Annotated in this window: 7 protein-coding genes, 2 tRNA genes and 6 rRNA genes; 5 read left to right on the forward strand and 10 right to left on the reverse strand. The window is 52.7% G+C overall.

The window, feature by feature from the left end:
- Nucleotides 1–172: 172 nt before the first annotated feature.
- The 10 genes from rrf (U5A05_RS21375) to aptA form a co-directional block, all read right to left on the reverse strand.
- Nucleotides 173–288: ribosomal RNA gene (gene rrf / locus U5A05_RS21375) — 5S ribosomal RNA — on the reverse strand.
- A 161-nt stretch (nt 289–449) separates the two neighbouring features.
- Nucleotides 450–3,340 (reverse strand): 23S ribosomal RNA (locus tag U5A05_RS21380).
- A gap of 247 nt (nt 3,341–3,587) precedes the next feature.
- Nucleotides 3,588–3,663: transfer RNA gene (locus U5A05_RS21385), tRNA-Ala, on the reverse strand.
- 30 nt (nt 3,664–3,693) lie between these two features.
- A tRNA-Ile gene (locus U5A05_RS21390) sits at nt 3,694–3,770 on the reverse strand.
- An 81-nt stretch (nt 3,771–3,851) separates the two neighbouring features.
- Nucleotides 3,852–5,388 (reverse strand): 16S ribosomal RNA (locus U5A05_RS21395).
- A gap of 470 nt (nt 5,389–5,858) precedes the next feature.
- Nucleotides 5,859–5,974, reverse strand: a 5S ribosomal RNA gene (gene rrf / locus U5A05_RS21400).
- Between the two features lie 161 nt (nt 5,975–6,135).
- Nucleotides 6,136–9,026, reverse strand: a 23S ribosomal RNA gene (locus U5A05_RS21405).
- Between the two features lie 327 nt (nt 9,027–9,353).
- Nucleotides 9,354–10,890: ribosomal RNA gene (locus U5A05_RS21410) — 16S ribosomal RNA — on the reverse strand.
- Together the 16S, 23S and 5S rRNA genes with 2 tRNA genes alongside form the textbook arrangement of a ribosomal RNA operon.
- Before the next feature lie 567 nt (nt 10,891–11,457).
- Nucleotides 11,458–12,951 (reverse strand): CoA-acylating methylmalonate-semialdehyde dehydrogenase, encoded by a 1,494-nt coding sequence (locus tag U5A05_RS21415; RefSeq protein ID WP_321834693.1) that lies wholly within the window; start codon nt 12,949–12,951, stop codon nt 11,458–11,460.
- 82 nt (nt 12,952–13,033) lie between these two features.
- On the reverse strand, nt 13,034–14,383 hold the full coding sequence (aptA, locus tag U5A05_RS21420; protein ID WP_261739847.1) for an omega-aminotransferase AptA: 1,350 nt from the start codon (nt 14,381–14,383) through the stop codon (nt 13,034–13,036).
- 124 nt (nt 14,384–14,507) lie between these two features.
- On the opposite strand from aptA, the gene U5A05_RS21425 reads away from it, so the two are divergent.
- From U5A05_RS21425 to U5A05_RS21445, 5 genes are all read left to right on the forward strand, one after another.
- Nucleotides 14,508–15,428, forward strand: coding sequence for a LysR family transcriptional regulator (locus U5A05_RS21425; protein ID WP_019825763.1), 921 nt, complete (start codon nt 14,508–14,510; stop codon nt 15,426–15,428).
- Nucleotides 15,429–15,470: 42 nt separating this feature from the next.
- Nucleotides 15,471–16,121, forward strand: coding sequence for a TetR/AcrR family transcriptional regulator (locus U5A05_RS21430; protein ID WP_261739848.1), 651 nt, complete (start codon nt 15,471–15,473; stop codon nt 16,119–16,121).
- 13 nt (nt 16,122–16,134) lie between these two features.
- Entirely contained in the window at nt 16,135–16,737 is a 603-nt protein-coding gene (locus U5A05_RS21435) for an IMPACT family protein (protein WP_321834699.1), read from the forward strand.
- A 157-nt stretch (nt 16,738–16,894) separates the two neighbouring features.
- Complete coding sequence (locus U5A05_RS21440) at nt 16,895–17,581, forward strand: SDR family oxidoreductase (protein ID WP_321834700.1); 687 nt, start codon at nt 16,895–16,897, stop codon at nt 17,579–17,581.
- Between the two features lie 95 nt (nt 17,582–17,676).
- Nucleotides 17,677–18,630, forward strand: a complete 954-nt coding sequence (locus U5A05_RS21445) for an adenosine deaminase (RefSeq protein WP_261739851.1) — start codon at nt 17,677–17,679, stop codon at nt 18,628–18,630.
- The last annotated feature ends 77 nt before the right edge of the window (nt 18,631–18,707 follow it).

Below are 18,707 nucleotides of genomic sequence, written 5' to 3' on the forward strand. Positions count from 1 at the left end.
AAGGCAAAATCCAAAGGCGAACCTTAACATTGCTCGGCAAGATTGGTGGAGTTCAAGCTGCAAAGCAGAGTGCTTGGGCTTAGGGGGATGCTGATGCAGGTTGCCTGCAACTTTTCTCGGCACAAAAACAAACCCCCTGTCTGCGTGAGCAGACAGGGGGTTTGGAATTTAATCTTGACGATGACCTACTCTCACATGGGGAAACCCCACACTACCATCGGCGATGCATCGTTTCACTACTGAGTTCGGGATGGGATCAGGTGGTTCCAATGCTCTATGGTCGTCAAGAAATTCGGTAGCCAGGTCGTTTGCCTTTCGGCTCACGCTCCAGCGAATGGGTATGTAATAGAGTGGTGTTTTGTGAATCGCAAACTTTCGGTTTGTATCGTCTTCACACACCGCAACTTGCAGGCTCTTGTATTCAAGGGCGCAAATTGCTTGGGTGTTATATGGTCAAGCCTCACGGGCAATTAGTATTGGTTAGCTCAACGCCTCACAGCGCTTACACACCCAACCTATCAACGTCGTAGTCTTCGACGGCCCTTTAGGGAACTCAAGGTTCCAGTGAGATCTCATCTTGAGGCAAGTTTCCCGCTTAGATGCTTTCAGCGGTTATCTTTCCCGAACATAGCTACCCGGCAATGCCACTGGCGTGACAACCGGAACACCAGAGGTTCGTCCACTCCGGTCCTCTCGTACTAGGAGCAGCCCCTCTCAAATCTCAAACGTCCACGGCAGATAGGGACCGAACTGTCTCACGACGTTCTAAACCCAGCTCGCGTACCACTTTAAATGGCGAACAGCCATACCCTTGGGACCGGCTTCAGCCCCAGGATGTGATGAGCCGACATCGAGGTGCCAAACACCGCCGTCGATATGAACTCTTGGGCGGTATCAGCCTGTTATCCCCGGAGTACCTTTTATCCGTTGAGCGATGGCCCTTCCATACAGAACCACCGGATCACTAAGACCTACTTTCGTACCTGCTCGACGTGTCTGTCTCGCAGTCAAGCGCGCTTTTGCCTTTATACTCTACGACCGATTTCCGACCGGTCTGAGCGCACCTTCGTACTCCTCCGTTACTCTTTAGGAGGAGACCGCCCCAGTCAAACTACCCACCATACACTGTCCTCGATCCGGATAACGGACCTGAGTTAGAACCTCAAAGTTGCCAGGGTGGTATTTCAAGGTTGGCTCCATGCAGACTGGCGTCCACACTTCAAAGCCTCCCACCTATCCTACACAAGCAAATTCAAAGTCCAGTGCAAAGCTATAGTAAAGGTTCACGGGGTCTTTCCGTCTAGCCGCGGATACACTGCATCTTCACAGCGATTTCAATTTCACTGAGTCTCGGGTGGAGACAGCGCCGCCATCGTTACGCCATTCGTGCAGGTCGGAACTTACCCGACAAGGAATTTCGCTACCTTAGGACCGTTATAGTTACGGCCGCCGTTTACCGGGGCTTCGATCAAGAGCTTCGCGTTAGCTAACCCCATCAATTAACCTTCCGGCACCGGGCAGGCGTCACACCCTATACGTCCACTTTCGTGTTTGCAGAGTGCTGTGTTTTTAATAAACAGTCGCAGCGGCCTGGTATCTTCGACCGGCGTGGGCTTACGCAGTAAATGCTTCACCCTCACCGGCGCACCTTCTCCCGAAGTTACGGTGCCATTTTGCCTAGTTCCTTCACCCGAGTTCTCTCAAGCGCCTTGGTATTCTCTACCCAACCACCTGTGTCGGTTTGGGGTACGGTTCCTGGTTACCTGAAGCTTAGAAGCTTTTCTTGGAAGCATGGCATCAACCACTTCGTTAACTAAAAGTTAACTCGTCATCAGCTCTCGGCCTTAGAATCCCGGATTTACCTAAGATTCCAGCCTACCACCTTAAACTTGGACAACCAACGCCAAGCTGGCCTAGCCTTCTCCGTCCCTCCATCGCAATAACCAGAAGTACAGGAATATTAACCTGTTTTCCATCGACTACGCTTTTCAGCCTCGCCTTAGGGACCGACTAACCCTGCGTCGATTAACGTTGCGCAGGAAACCTTGGTCTTTCGGCGTGGGTGTTTTTCACACCCATTATCGTTACTCATGTCAGCATTCGCACTTCTGATACCTCCAGCAAGCTTCTCAACTCACCTTCACAGGCTTACAGAACGCTCCTCTACCGCATCACCTAAGTGATACCCGTAGCTTCGGTGTATGGTTTGAGCCCCGTTAAATCTTCCGCGCAGGCCGACTCGACTAGTGAGCTATTACGCTTTCTTTAAAGGGTGGCTGCTTCTAAGCCAACCTCCTAGCTGTCTAAGCCTTCCCACATCGTTTCCCACTTAACCATAACTTTGGGACCTTAGCTGACGGTCTGGGTTGTTTCCCTTTTCACGACGGACGTTAGCACCCGCCGTGTGTCTCCCATGCTCGGCACTTGTAGGTATTCGGAGTTTGCATCGGTTTGGTAAGCCGGGATGGCCCCCTAGCCGAAACAGTGCTCTACCCCTACAGTGATACATGAGGCGCTACCTAAATAGCTTTCGAGGAGAACCAGCTATCTCCGAGCTTGATTAGCCTTTCACTCCGATCCACAGGTCATCCGCTAACTTTTCAACGGTAGTCGGTTCGGTCCTCCAGTTAGTGTTACCCAACCTTCAACCTGCCCATGGATAGATCGCCCGGTTTCGGGTCTATTCCCAGCGACTAGACGCCCTATTAAGACTCGCTTTCGCTACGCCTCCCCTATTCGGTTAAGCTTGCCACTGAAAATAAGTCGCTGACCCATTATACAAAAGGTACGCAGTCACCCAACAAAGTGGGCTCCCACTGCTTGTACGCATACGGTTTCAGGATCTATTTCACTCCCCTCTCCGGGGTTCTTTTCGCCTTTCCCTCACGGTACTAGTTCACTATCGGTCAGTCAGTAGTATTTAGCCTTGGAGGATGGTCCCCCCATATTCAGACAAAGTTTCTCGTGCTCCGTCCTACTCGATTTCACTGTAAAGATGTTTTCGCGTACAGGGCTATCACCCACTATGGCCGCACTTTCCAGAGCGTTCCGCTAACATCAATACAGCTTAAGGGCTGGTCCCCGTTCGCTCGCCACTACTAAGGGAATCTCGGTTGATTTCTTTTCCTCAGGGTACTTAGATGTTTCAGTTCCCCTGGTTCGCTTCTTAAGCCTATGTATTCAGCTTAAGATACCTAACTTATGTTAGGTGGGTTCCCCCATTCAGACATCTCCGGATCAAAGTCTGTTTGCCGACTCCCCGAAGCTTTTCGCAGGCTACCACGTCTTTCATCGCCTCTGACTGCCAAGGCATCCACCGTATGCGCTTCTTCACTTGACCATATAACCCCAAGCAATCTGGTTATACTATGAAGACGACATTCGCCGAAAATTCGCATGTTCAATTAAGAACTCATTCACAAATTTTACCTTAGCCTGAATAAACACCAGTGAAAGTGTTATCCAGTCTAACTTTCTATTACATACCCAAATTTTTAAAGAACGATCTAATCAAAAGATCAGAAATCAACATTCACTCTCTTTCGAGAAAATGTTCATTTCTAAGCTTTGCGATACAGAAGCAGTAATGGTGGAGCCAAACGGGATCGAACCGTTGACCTCCTGCGTGCAAGGCAGGCGCTCTCCCAGCTGAGCTATGGCCCCATATTTCTACAGGTAATTTCCAAACAAAATTGGTGGGTCTGGGCAGATTCGAACTGCCGACCTCACCCTTATCAGGGGTGCGCTCTAACCAACTGAGCTACAGACCCAATTTTGATCTACTTCTATCGTCTTCTTCAATGAATCAAGCAATTCGTGTGGGAACTTATGGAGCAGCTGATGTCGTCGATTAAGGAGGTGATCCAGCCGCAGGTTCCCCTACGGCTACCTTGTTACGACTTCACCCCAGTCATGAATCACACCGTGGTAACCGTCCTCCCGAAGGTTAGACTAGCTACTTCTGGTGCAACCCACTCCCATGGTGTGACGGGCGGTGTGTACAAGGCCCGGGAACGTATTCACCGTGACATTCTGATTCACGATTACTAGCGATTCCGACTTCACGCAGTCGAGTTGCAGACTGCGATCCGGACTACGATCGGTTTTATGGGATTAGCTCCACCTCGCGGCTTGGCAACCCTTTGTACCGACCATTGTAGCACGTGTGTAGCCCAGGCCGTAAGGGCCATGATGACTTGACGTCATCCCCACCTTCCTCCGGTTTGTCACCGGCAGTCTCCTTAGAGTGCCCACCATTACGTGCTGGTAACTAAGGACAAGGGTTGCGCTCGTTACGGGACTTAACCCAACATCTCACGACACGAGCTGACGACAGCCATGCAGCACCTGTCTCAATGTTCCCGAAGGCACCAATCTATCTCTAGAAAGTTCATTGGATGTCAAGGCCTGGTAAGGTTCTTCGCGTTGCTTCGAATTAAACCACATGCTCCACCGCTTGTGCGGGCCCCCGTCAATTCATTTGAGTTTTAACCTTGCGGCCGTACTCCCCAGGCGGTCAACTTAATGCGTTAGCTGCGCCACTAAGAGTTCAAGACTCCCAACGGCTAGTTGACATCGTTTACGGCGTGGACTACCAGGGTATCTAATCCTGTTTGCTCCCCACGCTTTCGCACCTCAGTGTCAGTATCAGTCCAGGTAGTCGCCTTCGCCACTGGTGTTCCTTCCTATATCTACGCATTTCACCGCTACACAGGAAATTCCACTACCCTCTACCATACTCTAGCTTGCCAGTTTTGGATGCAGTTCCCAGGTTGAGCCCGGGGATTTCACATTCAACTTAACAAACCACCTACGCGCGCTTTACGCCCAGTAATTCCGATTAACGCTTGCACCCTCTGTATTACCGCGGCTGCTGGCACAGAGTTAGCCGGTGCTTATTCTGTCGGTAACGTCAAGACAGTCACGTATTAGGTAACTGCCCTTCCTCCCAACTTAAAGTGCTTTACAATCCGAAGACCTTCTTCACACACGCGGCATGGCTGGATCAGGCTTTCGCCCATTGTCCAATATTCCCCACTGCTGCCTCCCGTAGGAGTCTGGACCGTGTCTCAGTTCCAGTGTGACTGATCATCCTCTCAGACCAGTTACGGATCGTAGCCTTGGTGAGCCATTACCTCACCAACTAGCTAATCCGACCTAGGCTCATCTGATAGCGCAAGGCCCGAAGGTCCCCTGCTTTCTCCCGTAGGACGTATGCGGTATTAGCGTCCGTTTCCGAACGTTATCCCCCACTATCAGGCAGATTCCTAGGTATTACTCACCCGTCCGCCGCTCTCAAGAGAAGCAAGCTTCTCTCTACCGCTCGACTTGCATGTGTTAGGCCTGCCGCCAGCGTTCAATCTGAGCCATGATCAAACTCTTCAGTTCAAACATCTTTGGGTTTTTAAGAAACCCTAAACTTGGCTCAGCAATCGTTGGTTACATCTTTGATTTCTCGCGGAGTAACTTGTGATGCTGATAATCTTGTTGACTATCAGTCTGACTCCACAAGCACCCACACGAATTGCTTGATTCAGTTGTTAAAGAGCGGTTGGTTAGCTTTCGCTGAACCGAGGCGCGCATTCTACAGCAGCCTCTGTTGCTGTCAAGCGGTTATTTTAAGATGTTTTCAAAGTTTCCTCTGTAACATCAACCACTTGCGCTTTCGATCTCTCGTTAGCGGGAGGCGAATTCTACAGCGTTACACGCTGCTGTCAACACCTTATTTCCTGCTACGTTCAATCTACTTGTTAGCCAGGCAAATGGCCTGGTTAACAGCACACGCTTTTTACAAAGCTTGTACTTATACAAAAACAAAATCCCCGACTGCGTGAGCAGACAGGGATTTTGGAATTTAATCTTGACGATGACCTACTCTCACATGGGGAAACCCCACACTACCATCGGCGATGCATCGTTTCACTACTGAGTTCGGGATGGGATCAGGTGGTTCCAATGCTCTATGGTCGTCAAGAAATTCGGTAGCCAGGTCGTTTACCTTTCGGTTCACGCTCCAGCGAATGGGTATGTAATAGAATGGTGTTTTGTGAATCGCAAACTTTCGGTTTGTATCGTCTTCACACACCGCAACTTGCAGGCTCTTGTGTTCAAGGGCGCAAATTGCTTGGGTGTTATATGGTCAAGCCTCACGGGCAATTAGTATTGGTTAGCTCAACGCCTCACAGCGCTTACACACCCAACCTATCAACGTCGTAGTCTTCGACGGCCCTTTAGGGAACTCAAGGTTCCAGTGAGATCTCATCTTGAGGCAAGTTTCCCGCTTAGATGCTTTCAGCGGTTATCTTTCCCGAACATAGCTACCCGGCAATGCCACTGGCGTGACAACCGGAACACCAGAGGTTCGTCCACTCCGGTCCTCTCGTACTAGGAGCAGCCCCTCTCAAATCTCAAACGTCCACGGCAGATAGGGACCGAACTGTCTCACGACGTTCTAAACCCAGCTCGCGTACCACTTTAAATGGCGAACAGCCATACCCTTGGGACCGGCTTCAGCCCCAGGATGTGATGAGCCGACATCGAGGTGCCAAACACCGCCGTCGATATGAACTCTTGGGCGGTATCAGCCTGTTATCCCCGGAGTACCTTTTATCCGTTGAGCGATGGCCCTTCCATACAGAACCACCGGATCACTAAGACCTACTTTCGTACCTGCTCGACGTGTCTGTCTCGCAGTCAAGCGCGCTTTTGCCTTTATACTCTACGACCGATTTCCGACCGGTCTGAGCGCACCTTCGTACTCCTCCGTTACTCTTTAGGAGGAGACCGCCCCAGTCAAACTACCCACCATACACTGTCCTCGATCCGGATAACGGACCTGAGTTAGAACCTCAAAGTTGCCAGGGTGGTATTTCAAGGTTGGCTCCATGCAGACTGGCGTCCACACTTCAAAGCCTCCCACCTATCCTACACAAGCAAATTCAAAGTCCAGTGCAAAGCTATAGTAAAGGTTCACGGGGTCTTTCCGTCTAGCCGCGGATACACTGCATCTTCACAGCGATTTCAATTTCACTGAGTCTCGGGTGGAGACAGCGCCGCCATCGTTACGCCATTCGTGCAGGTCGGAACTTACCCGACAAGGAATTTCGCTACCTTAGGACCGTTATAGTTACGGCCGCCGTTTACCGGGGCTTCGATCAAGAGCTTCGCGTTAGCTAACCCCATCAATTAACCTTCCGGCACCGGGCAGGCGTCACACCCTATACGTCCACTTTCGTGTTTGCAGAGTGCTGTGTTTTTAATAAACAGTCGCAGCGGCCTGGTATCTTCGACCGGCGTGGGCTTACGCAGTAAATGCTTCACCCTCACCGGCGCACCTTCTCCCGAAGTTACGGTGCCATTTTGCCTAGTTCCTTCACCCGAGTTCTCTCAAGCGCCTTGGTATTCTCTACCCAACCACCTGTGTCGGTTTGGGGTACGGTTCCTGGTTACCTGAAGCTTAGAAGCTTTTCTTGGAAGCATGGCATCAACCACTTCGTTATCTAAAAGATAACTCGTCATCAGCTCTCGGCCTTAGAATCCCGGATTTACCTAAGATTCCAGCCTACCACCTTAAACTTGGACAACCAACGCCAAGCTGGCCTAGCCTTCTCCGTCCCTCCATCGCAATAACCAGAAGTACAGGAATATTAACCTGTTTTCCATCGACTACGCTTTTCAGCCTCGCCTTAGGGACCGACTAACCCTGCGTCGATTAACGTTGCGCAGGAAACCTTGGTCTTTCGGCGTGGGTGTTTTTCACACCCATTATCGTTACTCATGTCAGCATTCGCACTTCTGATACCTCCAGCAAGCTTCTCAACTCACCTTCACAGGCTTACAGAACGCTCCTCTACCGCATCACCTAAGTGATACCCGTAGCTTCGGTGTATGGTTTGAGCCCCGTTAAATCTTCCGCGCAGGCCGACTCGACTAGTGAGCTATTACGCTTTCTTTAAAGGGTGGCTGCTTCTAAGCCAACCTCCTAGCTGTCTAAGCCTTCCCACATCGTTTCCCACTTAACCATAACTTTGGGACCTTAGCTGACGGTCTGGGTTGTTTCCCTTTTCACGACGGACGTTAGCACCCGCCGTGTGTCTCCCATGCTCGGCACTTGTAGGTATTCGGAGTTTGCATCGGTTTGGTAAGCCGGGATGGCCCCCTAGCCGAAACAGTGCTCTACCCCTACAGTGATACATGAGGCGCTACCTAAATAGCTTTCGAGGAGAACCAGCTATCTCCGAGCTTGATTAGCCTTTCACTCCGATCCACAGGTCATCCGCTAACTTTTCAACGGTAGTCGGTTCGGTCCTCCAGTTAGTGTTACCCAACCTTCAACCTGCCCATGGATAGATCGCCCGGTTTCGGGTCTATTCCCAGCGACTAGACGCCCTATTAAGACTCGCTTTCGCTACGCCTCCCCTATTCGGTTAAGCTTGCCACTGAAAATAAGTCGCTGACCCATTATACAAAAGGTACGCAGTCACCCAACAAAGTGGGCTCCCACTGCTTGTACGCATACGGTTTCAGGATCTATTTCACTCCCCTCTCCGGGGTTCTTTTCGCCTTTCCCTCACGGTACTAGTTCACTATCGGTCAGTCAGTAGTATTTAGCCTTGGAGGATGGTCCCCCCATATTCAGACAAAGTTTCTCGTGCTCCGTCCTACTCGATTTCACTGTAAAGATGTTTTCGCGTACAGGGCTATCACCCACTATGGCCGCACTTTCCAGAGCGTTCCGCTAACATCAATACAGCTTAAGGGCTGGTCCCCGTTCGCTCGCCACTACTAAGGGAATCTCGGTTGATTTCTTTTCCTCAGGGTACTTAGATGTTTCAGTTCCCCTGGTTCGCTTCTTAAGCCTATGTATTCAGCTTAAGATACCTAACTTATGTTAGGTGGGTTCCCCCATTCAGACATCTCCGGATCAAAGTCTGTTTGCCGACTCCCCGAAGCTTTTCGCAGGCTACCACGTCTTTCATCGCCTCTGACTGCCAAGGCATCCACCGTATGCGCTTCTTCACTTGACCATATAACCCCAAGCAATCTGGTTATACTATGAAGACGACATTCGCCGAAAATTCGCATGTTCAATTAAGAACTTATTCACAAATTTTACCTTAGCCTGAATAAACACCAGTGAAAGTGTTATCCAGTCTAACTTTCTATTACATACCCAAATTTTTAAAGAACGATCTAATCAAAAGATCAGAAATCAACATTCACTCTCTTTCGAGAAAATGTTCATTTCTAAGCTTTACGATAGAGAAGCCGCACAACTTAAGTGGCTTCTACCGTCTTTTACAGTGAATCAAGCAATTCGTGTGGGAACTTATGGAGCAGCTGATGTCGTCGATTAAGGAGGTGATCCAGCCGCAGGTTCCCCTACGGCTACCTTGTTACGACTTCACCCCAGTCATGAATCACACCGTGGTAACCGTCCTCCCGAAGGTTAGACTAGCTACTTCTGGTGCAACCCACTCCCATGGTGTGACGGGCGGTGTGTACAAGGCCCGGGAACGTATTCACCGTGACATTCTGATTCACGATTACTAGCGATTCCGACTTCACGCAGTCGAGTTGCAGACTGCGATCCGGACTACGATCGGTTTTATGGGATTAGCTCCACCTCGCGGCTTGGCAACCCTTTGTACCGACCATTGTAGCACGTGTGTAGCCCAGGCCGTAAGGGCCATGATGACTTGACGTCATCCCCACCTTCCTCCGGTTTGTCACCGGCAGTCTCCTTAGAGTGCCCACCATTACGTGCTGGTAACTAAGGACAAGGGTTGCGCTCGTTACGGGACTTAACCCAACATCTCACGACACGAGCTGACGACAGCCATGCAGCACCTGTCTCAATGTTCCCGAAGGCACCAATCTATCTCTAGAAAGTTCATTGGATGTCAAGGCCTGGTAAGGTTCTTCGCGTTGCTTCGAATTAAACCACATGCTCCACCGCTTGTGCGGGCCCCCGTCAATTCATTTGAGTTTTAACCTTGCGGCCGTACTCCCCAGGCGGTCAACTTAATGCGTTAGCTGCGCCACTAAGAGTTCAAGACTCCCAACGGCTAGTTGACATCGTTTACGGCGTGGACTACCAGGGTATCTAATCCTGTTTGCTCCCCACGCTTTCGCACCTCAGTGTCAGTATCAGTCCAGGTAGTCGCCTTCGCCACTGGTGTTCCTTCCTATATCTACGCATTTCACCGCTACACAGGAAATTCCACTACCCTCTACCATACTCTAGCTTGCCAGTTTTGGATGCAGTTCCCAGGTTGAGCCCGGGGATTTCACATTCAACTTAACAAACCACCTACGCGCGCTTTACGCCCAGTAATTCCGATTAACGCTTGCACCCTCTGTATTACCGCGGCTGCTGGCACAGAGTTAGCCGGTGCTTATTCTGTCGGTAACGTCAAGACAGTCACGTATTAGGTAACTGCCCTTCCTCCCAACTTAAAGTGCTTTACAATCCGAAGACCTTCTTCACACACGCGGCATGGCTGGATCAGGCTTTCGCCCATTGTCCAATATTCCCCACTGCTGCCTCCCGTAGGAGTCTGGACCGTGTCTCAGTTCCAGTGTGACTGATCATCCTCTCAGACCAGTTACGGATCGTAGCCTTGGTGAGCCATTACCTCACCAACTAGCTAATCCGACCTAGGCTCATCTGATAGCGCAAGGCCCGAAGGTCCCCTGCTTTCTCCCGTAGGACGTATGCGGTATTAGCGTCCGTTTCCGAACGTTATCCCCCACTATCAGGCAGATTCCTAGGTATTACTCACCCGTCCGCCGCTCTCAAGAGAAGCAAGCTTCTCTCTACCGCTCGACTTGCATGTGTTAGGCCTGCCGCCAGCGTTCAATCTGAGCCATGATCAAACTCTTCAGTTCAAACATCTTTGGGTTTTTAAGAAACCCTAAACTTGGCTCAGCAATCGTTGGTTACATCTTTGATTTCTCGCGGAGTAACTTGTGATGCTGATAATCTTGTTGACTATCAGTCTGACCCCACAAGCACCCACACGAATTGCTTGATTCAGTTGTTAAAGAGCGGTTGGTTAGCTTTCGCTGAACCGAGGCGCGCATTCTACAGCAGCCTCTGTTGCTGTCAAGCGGTTATTTTAAGATGTTTTCAAAGTTTCCTCTGTAACATCAACCACTTGCGCTTTCGATCTCTCGTCAGCGGGAGGCGAATTCTACAGCGTTACACGCTGCTGTCAACACCTCATTTCCTGCTTCGATGACTTGAAGCTGAAACTGCCGAAAACCAATCCAACTCATTGAAACTCAAGGAGTTTTCCGTTTCGACTGCGCCGGAAGTGGGCGAATTATAGGCCGTTAGAATTCTGGGTCAAGCACTTGTTTCACATTTCTGTCATATAGCCTTAAAAGCGCCCTAAAAGCAGAGGCCAGCCTGACGGCTGGCCTCTCCTCTTCTATATAGCGCTACCGTTAGCTTTACAGACTCGGGAAGGCAAACTGCGATGCCTCATGACTGGCCCGCTGAGGCCAGCGCTGAGTAATCGCCTTGCGACGCGTGTAAAAGCGCACGCCGTCCGGGCCGTAAGCATGCAGGTCGCCAAACAACGAGCGCTTCCACCCGCCGAAGCTGTGGTATGCCACAGGTACTGGCAGCGGAACGTTAACCCCCACCATCCCGACTTCAATCTCATCGCAGAACAAACGAGCCGCTTCACCATCACGAGTGAAAATGCAGGTGCCATTCCCGTACTCGTGATCATTGATCATTTGCATCGCCTCTTCCAGGCTCTTGACCCGTACGATGCACAGCACCGGACCGAAGATCTCTTCCTTATAGATACGCATCTCAGGGGTGACGCGATCAAACAGGCAGCCACCCAGGAAGAAGCCTTCTTCATGATCCTTGATGCTCAGGCCGCGACCATCCACCACCAGCTCGGCACCTGCCGCCACGCCATCATCGACATAGCCGCTTACCTTGTCACGCGCCTGGCTAGTGACCAATGGCCCCATGTCCAGACCGCACGAAGTACCCGCACCGATTTTGAGCGCCTTGATTTGCGGAACAAGTTTGGCCACCAAGGCATCTGCCACTTGATCGCCCACACACACAGCCACCGAAATGGCCATGCAGCGCTCACCGCACGAACCATACGCCGCGCCCATCAATGCGCTGACTGCGTTATCCAGGTCCGCATCCGGCATCAGTACCGCATGGTTCTTCGCCCCGCCCAGTGCCTGCACGCGCTTTCCGCGCTTGGTGCCTTCCGCGTAGATGTACTCGGCGATCGGCGTTGAACCTACAAAGCTGAGTGCTTTGACTTCTGGCGCTTCGATCAGTGCATCCACAGCAGACTTGTCGCCGTGCACCACGTTCATCACGCCTTTTGGCAACCCGGCTTCCAACAACAATTGAGCAATCAACAGCGTCGAGCTTGGATCACGCTCCGACGGCTTAAGAATGAAACAGTTACCGCACACGATCGCCAATGGATACATCCACAGCGGAACCATGGCCGGAAAGTTGAAAGGCGTAATGCCCGCAACCACGCCCAGTGGCTGGAAGTCCGACCAGGCATCAATGTTCGGCCCTACGTTGCGGCTGTATTCGCCCTTCAAGATTTCAGGAGCTGAACAGGCGTACTCGACGTTCTCGATACCACGCTTCAATTCACCCGCTGCGTCTTCCAGGGTCTTGCCATGTTCTTCGCTGATCAACTGCGAGATCCGCGCTTCGTTCTGCTCCAGCAATTGCTTGAAACGGAACATCACCTGGGCACGCTTGGCCGGAGGCGTATTGCGCCACGCCGGAAATGCGGCCTTGGCTGCATCAATAGCTTGTTGAATGGTCTCGCGGCTGGCCAATGGAACCTGATGAATCACTTTACCGGTCGACGGGTTGTACACGTCAGCGGTACGACCGGAGTCGTTCAGCAGTTCGCCATTGATCAAGTGTTGAATGGTGCTCATGGATGCTCCAGAAAAGTTGTCCACAGGCGCGAACGCTGCGCGCCTGGGTGAATGCAATTAGTGTCGCTTCTATATAGAAGGATCAGTCGATCTGGTTCAGAGCTTCGCCGACAGCATCGAACAAACGATCAAGCTCTTGCGGCTTGCTGTTGAAGGTTGGCCCGAACTGCAAGGTGTCTCCACCAAAGCGCACGTAGAAACCGGCTTTCCACAGCTTCATCGCAGCATCGAATGGACGCACGATTGCATCGCCATCACGCGGTGCAATCTGAATCGCACCTGCCAGGCCATAGTTGCGAATATCGATGACGTTCTTCACGCCCTTCAAACCATGCAGCGAATTCTCAAAATGCGGCGCGACTTCAGCCACGCTCTGCACCAGGTTTTCCTTTTGCAGCAGATCAAGCGCAGCAAGACCGGCAGCACACGCTACTGGGTGAGCCGAGTAGGTATAGCCATGCGGGAATTCAACCGCGTACTCAGGCGTCGGTTGATTCATGAACGTGTGATAAATCTCGCTGGTCGCAATCACGGCGCCCATAGGGATCGCACCGTTAGTGACTTGCTTGGCAATACACATCAAGTCAGGTGTCACACCGAAGCTGTCAGCACCGAACATCGAACCTGTACGACCAAACCCGGTAATCACCTCATCGAACACCAACAGGATGTTGTGTTGATCGCAGATTTCACGCAGACGTTTCAGATAACCCTGCGGCGGAACCAGAACACCGGCAGAACCGGCCATCGGCTCCACAAACACCGCTGCAATGTTCGAGGCATCGTGCAGTTCGATCAGTTTGAGCAGCTCATCGGCCAGAGCAATCCCACCCAGCTCCGGCATGCCGCGAGAAAACGCATTGCTCGCCAGCAGCGTATGCGGCAGATGATCAACGTCCATCATCGCCTGACCGAACAATTTACGGTTGCCGTTTACACCACCCAGGCTAGTGCCCGCGATGTTCACACCGTGATAACCACGAGCACGACCAATCATCTTGGTTTTGCTCGACTGGCCTTTCAGGCGCCAGTAAGCACGCACCATTTTCACTGCAGTGTCCGCACACTCCGAACCCGAGTCGGTGAAGAACACGTGATTGAGATTGCCCGGCGTCAGCTCGGTAATTTTCTCTGCCAGCTTGAAGGACAATGGGTGGCCGTACTGGAACGCCGGAGAATAATCGAGGGTGCCCAATTGCTTGGCCACTGCTTCCTGGATTTCCGTCCGGGTATGCCCTGCACCGCAAGTCCAAAGACCAGACAGTGAATCGTAAATTTGCCGACCCTTATCGTCCGTCAGATAACTGCCTTTGGCGGCCACGATAAAACGTGGGTCACGATGGAAGTTACGGTTGGCGGTGTAAGGCATCCAGTGAGCATCCAGCTTTAGCTGGCTGGTCACGTTCAATTCGGCATTCTCGGGCATGTTCATCAGCAAAACCTCGCAAGGCAAAAGCGGCGTGGGATGTTGAAAGCGTTGTTGCACCTAAATTGCCACGCCTATAAAGTCGATGAAATCCAACTCTTCTAACCTTTAGTTAGGCGTTCACTAAACTATGAGCAGCCGTCGTCCGGATGCACTGGCCCAGGTCAGCGACTTTGATATTCGATTACTGCGTATTTTCCGCAGTGTCGTGGAGTGCGGTGGGTTCTCGGCGGCTGAGACCGTGCTGGGCATCGGGCGCTCAGCCATCAGCCAGCAGATGAGTGATCTTGAGCAACGCCTGGGTTTGCGCCTTTGCCAACGTGGGCGGGCGGGCTTTTCGCTGACAGAAGAAGGCCGCGAGGTCTATCAGTCAGCTTTGCAGTTACTCGGCGCGCTCGAAAGTTTTCGTACAGAGGTCAACGGCCTGCACCAGCATTTACGCGGCGAACTGACCATTGGCCTGACCGACAACCTCGTCACCCTGCCCCATATGCGCATCACCCATGCTCTGGCCCAGCTCAAGGAGCGCGGCCCCGATGTGCAAATCCACATTCGCATGATCTCGCCCCACGAAGTAGAACAAGGGGTACTCGACGGGCGTCTGCATGTGGGCGTTGTGCCGCAGGCCAGCACCTTGTCCGGGCTGGAATATCAGCCGCTCTATAGCGAGCGCTCCCTGCTGTATTGCGCAGTGGGCCATCCGCTGTTTTATGTCGACGACCGGCAGTTGGAGGATGCGCGGCTCAATGATCAAGACGCCATCGCTCCCACCTTCCGCTTGCCCTCCGATATTCAGGCTCACTATCAAGCGCTCAACTGCACCGCCAGCGCTTCAGACCGCGAAGGCATGGCTTTTTTGATTTTGACCGGGCGCTATATTGGTTACTTGCCCGACCATTACGCCAGCCTGTGGGTTCAGCAGGGCAGACTACGAGCACTTAAAGCCAAAACGCGCTTTTATGATTTGAGCCTGGCATCCGTCACGCGTAAAGGTCGTCGCCCGCATCTGGTACTGGAAAGTTTTCTTGAGAGCCTGGAAGCGACGCGCTAACGTGAAAAACTTCGCTATACCCACAGATTGCCTGGAACGCCCATGACCTTTGAAGTCCCCGCCCATGATGGCAAGCCTCCCAGTCGTATTCGCCAGAAAAACGAACAGGCCATTCTCAAGGCCGCCGAGGATGAATTTGCCCGTTATGGTTTCAAAGGCGCCAGCATGAATGCCATCGCCCTTGGCGCTGGGCTGCCCAAAGCCAATCTGCACTACTACTTCCGCAACAAGCTGGGGCTGTATATCGCTGTTCTGAGCAATATCATCGAATTATGGGACAGCACCTTTAATGCCCTGACCGCTGAAGATGACCCGGCTCAAGCACTGACTCAGTACATTCACGCCAAGATGGAGTTCTCACGCCGACAGCCCCAGGCCTCGCGTGTATTTGCGATGGAAATCATCAGCGGCGGGGCCTGTCTGACCGAGTACTTCACTCAAGACTACAGAGCCTGGTTTCAAGGTCGAGCGGCGGTGTTTCAAGCCTGGATCGACGCTGGCAAGATGGATCCGGTCGACCCGGTACACCTGATTTTCCTGCTGTGGGGCAGCACCCAGCATTACGCCGACTTTTCGACCCAGATTTGCCGCGTATCAGGCCGCACGCACCTGACCAAACAGGACATGCAAGTGGCCAGTGACAACCTGACTCGCATCATTCTCAAAGGCTGCGGCCTGACGCCCACTGCCTGAGCCTGGAACCGACATGCCTTCTACCCTCACGGGACTTTGCGAATACCGCGAAGAAATCCGTAAAAGCCGCTTTATCACCTTTGCCGCGCCTATCACCAGCGCCCAACAAGCTCTCGACTTCATCGAGCTGCACAGTGACCTGAATGCTTCGCACAATTGCTGGGCCTGGAAGCTTGGGGATCAATACCGCAGCAGCGATGACGGCGAGCCCGGCGGCACAGCAGGACGCCCGATACTCTCGGCCATTGAGGCCCAGGACTGCGACCAGGTCGCCGTGCTGGTCATCCGCTGGTATGGCGGTATCCAGCTCGGCACCGGCGGACTGGCTCGCGCCTATGGCGGCGGCGCGAACAAATGCCTGCAAAGCGCCGAAAAACTGCCTTTGGTCAGCCGGGTAATGCTCAACTGTTCGTGCAGTTTCAGCGAGCTGGCACTGGTAAAGCTGCGCCTGGCCGAACTGAACGGCTTGGTCATCGACGAGGCATTCACCGCCAATGGCGTTGACCTGCGACTGGCATTAGCCGAAGAACAGATTGTTCTTGCGCAACAGCAACTGGCCGACCTCAGTCGCGGCAGAATTTTGCTACACCGCCACGCCTTTAAGGCTGACGAATAAAAGTGCTATTTTCCTGCATCAATAGTTGCCCACAGGCACTGTGCACCCACCTGTGGATAACCTGAGCACATACCGCTGCAGCCCTTGTGCCGTGTGCGCTTGACACACTTGTACGCTTTTTAACCAACCCCCATCACCGTTCTATAGGACGCTACTCATGACAGCAAAACACGCACTGATCATCGGAGCTTCACGTGGCTTGGGCCTGGGTCTGGTCAAAGAGCTGATCGCCGATGGCTGGACCGTCACGGCGACAGTCCGCGATCCCAGTAAAGCGCAAGCACTGAAAGCCCTGGGGCCGGTACGCATCGAGCGACTGGACATGGACAGCAAGCAGGCCATCAAAGCATTGAGCAATACGTTGCACAGCGACGTTTTCGACCTGCTGTTTATCAATGCCGGCGTCAAAGGCCCGGATGATCAACTGTCGGGCAATGCCACGCTGGCCGAAGTGGGGCAGTTGTTTTTCACCAACAGCGTGGCTCCAATCAACCTGGCCCGCGAATTTGTCAGCAAAGTCCGAAAAGACAGTGGTGTCCTGGCATTTATGAGTTCGGTACTCGGCAGCGTCACTCACCCTGATGCCCCCGAGATGGCCCTCTACAAGGCCAGTAAGGCAGCGCTCAACTCAATGACCAACACCTTTGTGCGCTACGAATTGGGCGACAACAACCCAACCGTGCTGTCCATGCATCCGGGCTGGGTAAAAACCGATATGGGCGGCGAAGGTGCCGACATTGATGTACAAACCAGCACCCGCGGCCTGGTTGAACAGGTCAAAGTCTTTGCCGGTAAAGGCGGCCATCACTTTATCGACTACAAGGGTCAGACTATTCCCTGGTAAGCGGTCTGCGACAAATGGCGGGGGGATTTTCACTTGTGTCACCTCCCGCCTGTAGAATGTCGCCATCTGTACCCGATTTGATGAGAAGATTTTTTATGTATGACTGGCTGAACGCCCTGCCAAAAGCTGAACTGCACATGCACCTTGAAGGTTCCCTGGAGCCTGAGTTGCTGTTCTCGCTGGCCGAGCGCAACAAGATCGCGTTGCCCTGGAACGACGTTGAAACCTTGCGTAAGGCGTACGCCTTCAACAACCTGCAAGAATTCCTCGACCTCTATTACAAAGGGGCGGACGTACTGCGCACCTCTCAGGACTTCTACGACCTGACCTGGGCCTACCTGTTGCGCTGCAAGGCACAGAACGTCATTCACACCGAACCCTTCTTCGACCCGCAAACCCATACCGACCGAGGTGTTCCGTTCGAAGTCGTGCTCAACGGCATCGCCAGTGCACTCAAGGATGGCGAGCAGCAACTGGGTATCACCAGCGGTCTGATCCTGAGCTTCCTGCGCCACTTGAGTGAAGAAGAAGCGGAAAAAACCCTCGATCAGGCACTGCCATTTCGCGATGCATTTGTCGCCGTTGGTCTCGACAGTTCAGAAATGGGCCACCCGCCGAGCAAGTTCCAGCGCGTATTCGACCGGGCACGCCATGAAGGCTTCCTGACCGTTGCCCACGCAGGTGAAGAAGGCCCACCGGAATACATCTGGGAAGCCCTGGATCTGCTGAAAATCCAGCGCATCGATCACGGTGTACGCGCCATTGAAGATGAGCGCCTGATGCAGCGCATCATCGACGAGCAGATCCCGTTGACCGTGTGCCCGTTGTCCAATACCAAGCTCTGCGTGTTCGATCACATGTCGCAGCACAACATTCTCGACATGCTTGAGCGCGGCGTGAAAGTTACCGTCAACTCCGATGATCCGGCCTACTTCGGCGGCTACATGACCGAGAATTTCCATGCGCTGTACACCGATCTGGGGATGACCCAGGACCAGGCCAAACGCCTGGCGCAAAACAGCCTGGATGCGCGGTTGGTCAAGCCTTAATACCAACCGATCAGACCTGTAGCCGCTGCCGCAGGGATACTTCAAGCGTAGGAGCGAGCCTGCTCGCGAATGCTCTT

Source organism: Pseudomonas kulmbachensis, assembly GCF_963681935.1.
Classification (GTDB): Bacteria; Pseudomonadota; Gammaproteobacteria; order Pseudomonadales; family Pseudomonadaceae; genus Aquipseudomonas; species Aquipseudomonas kulmbachensis.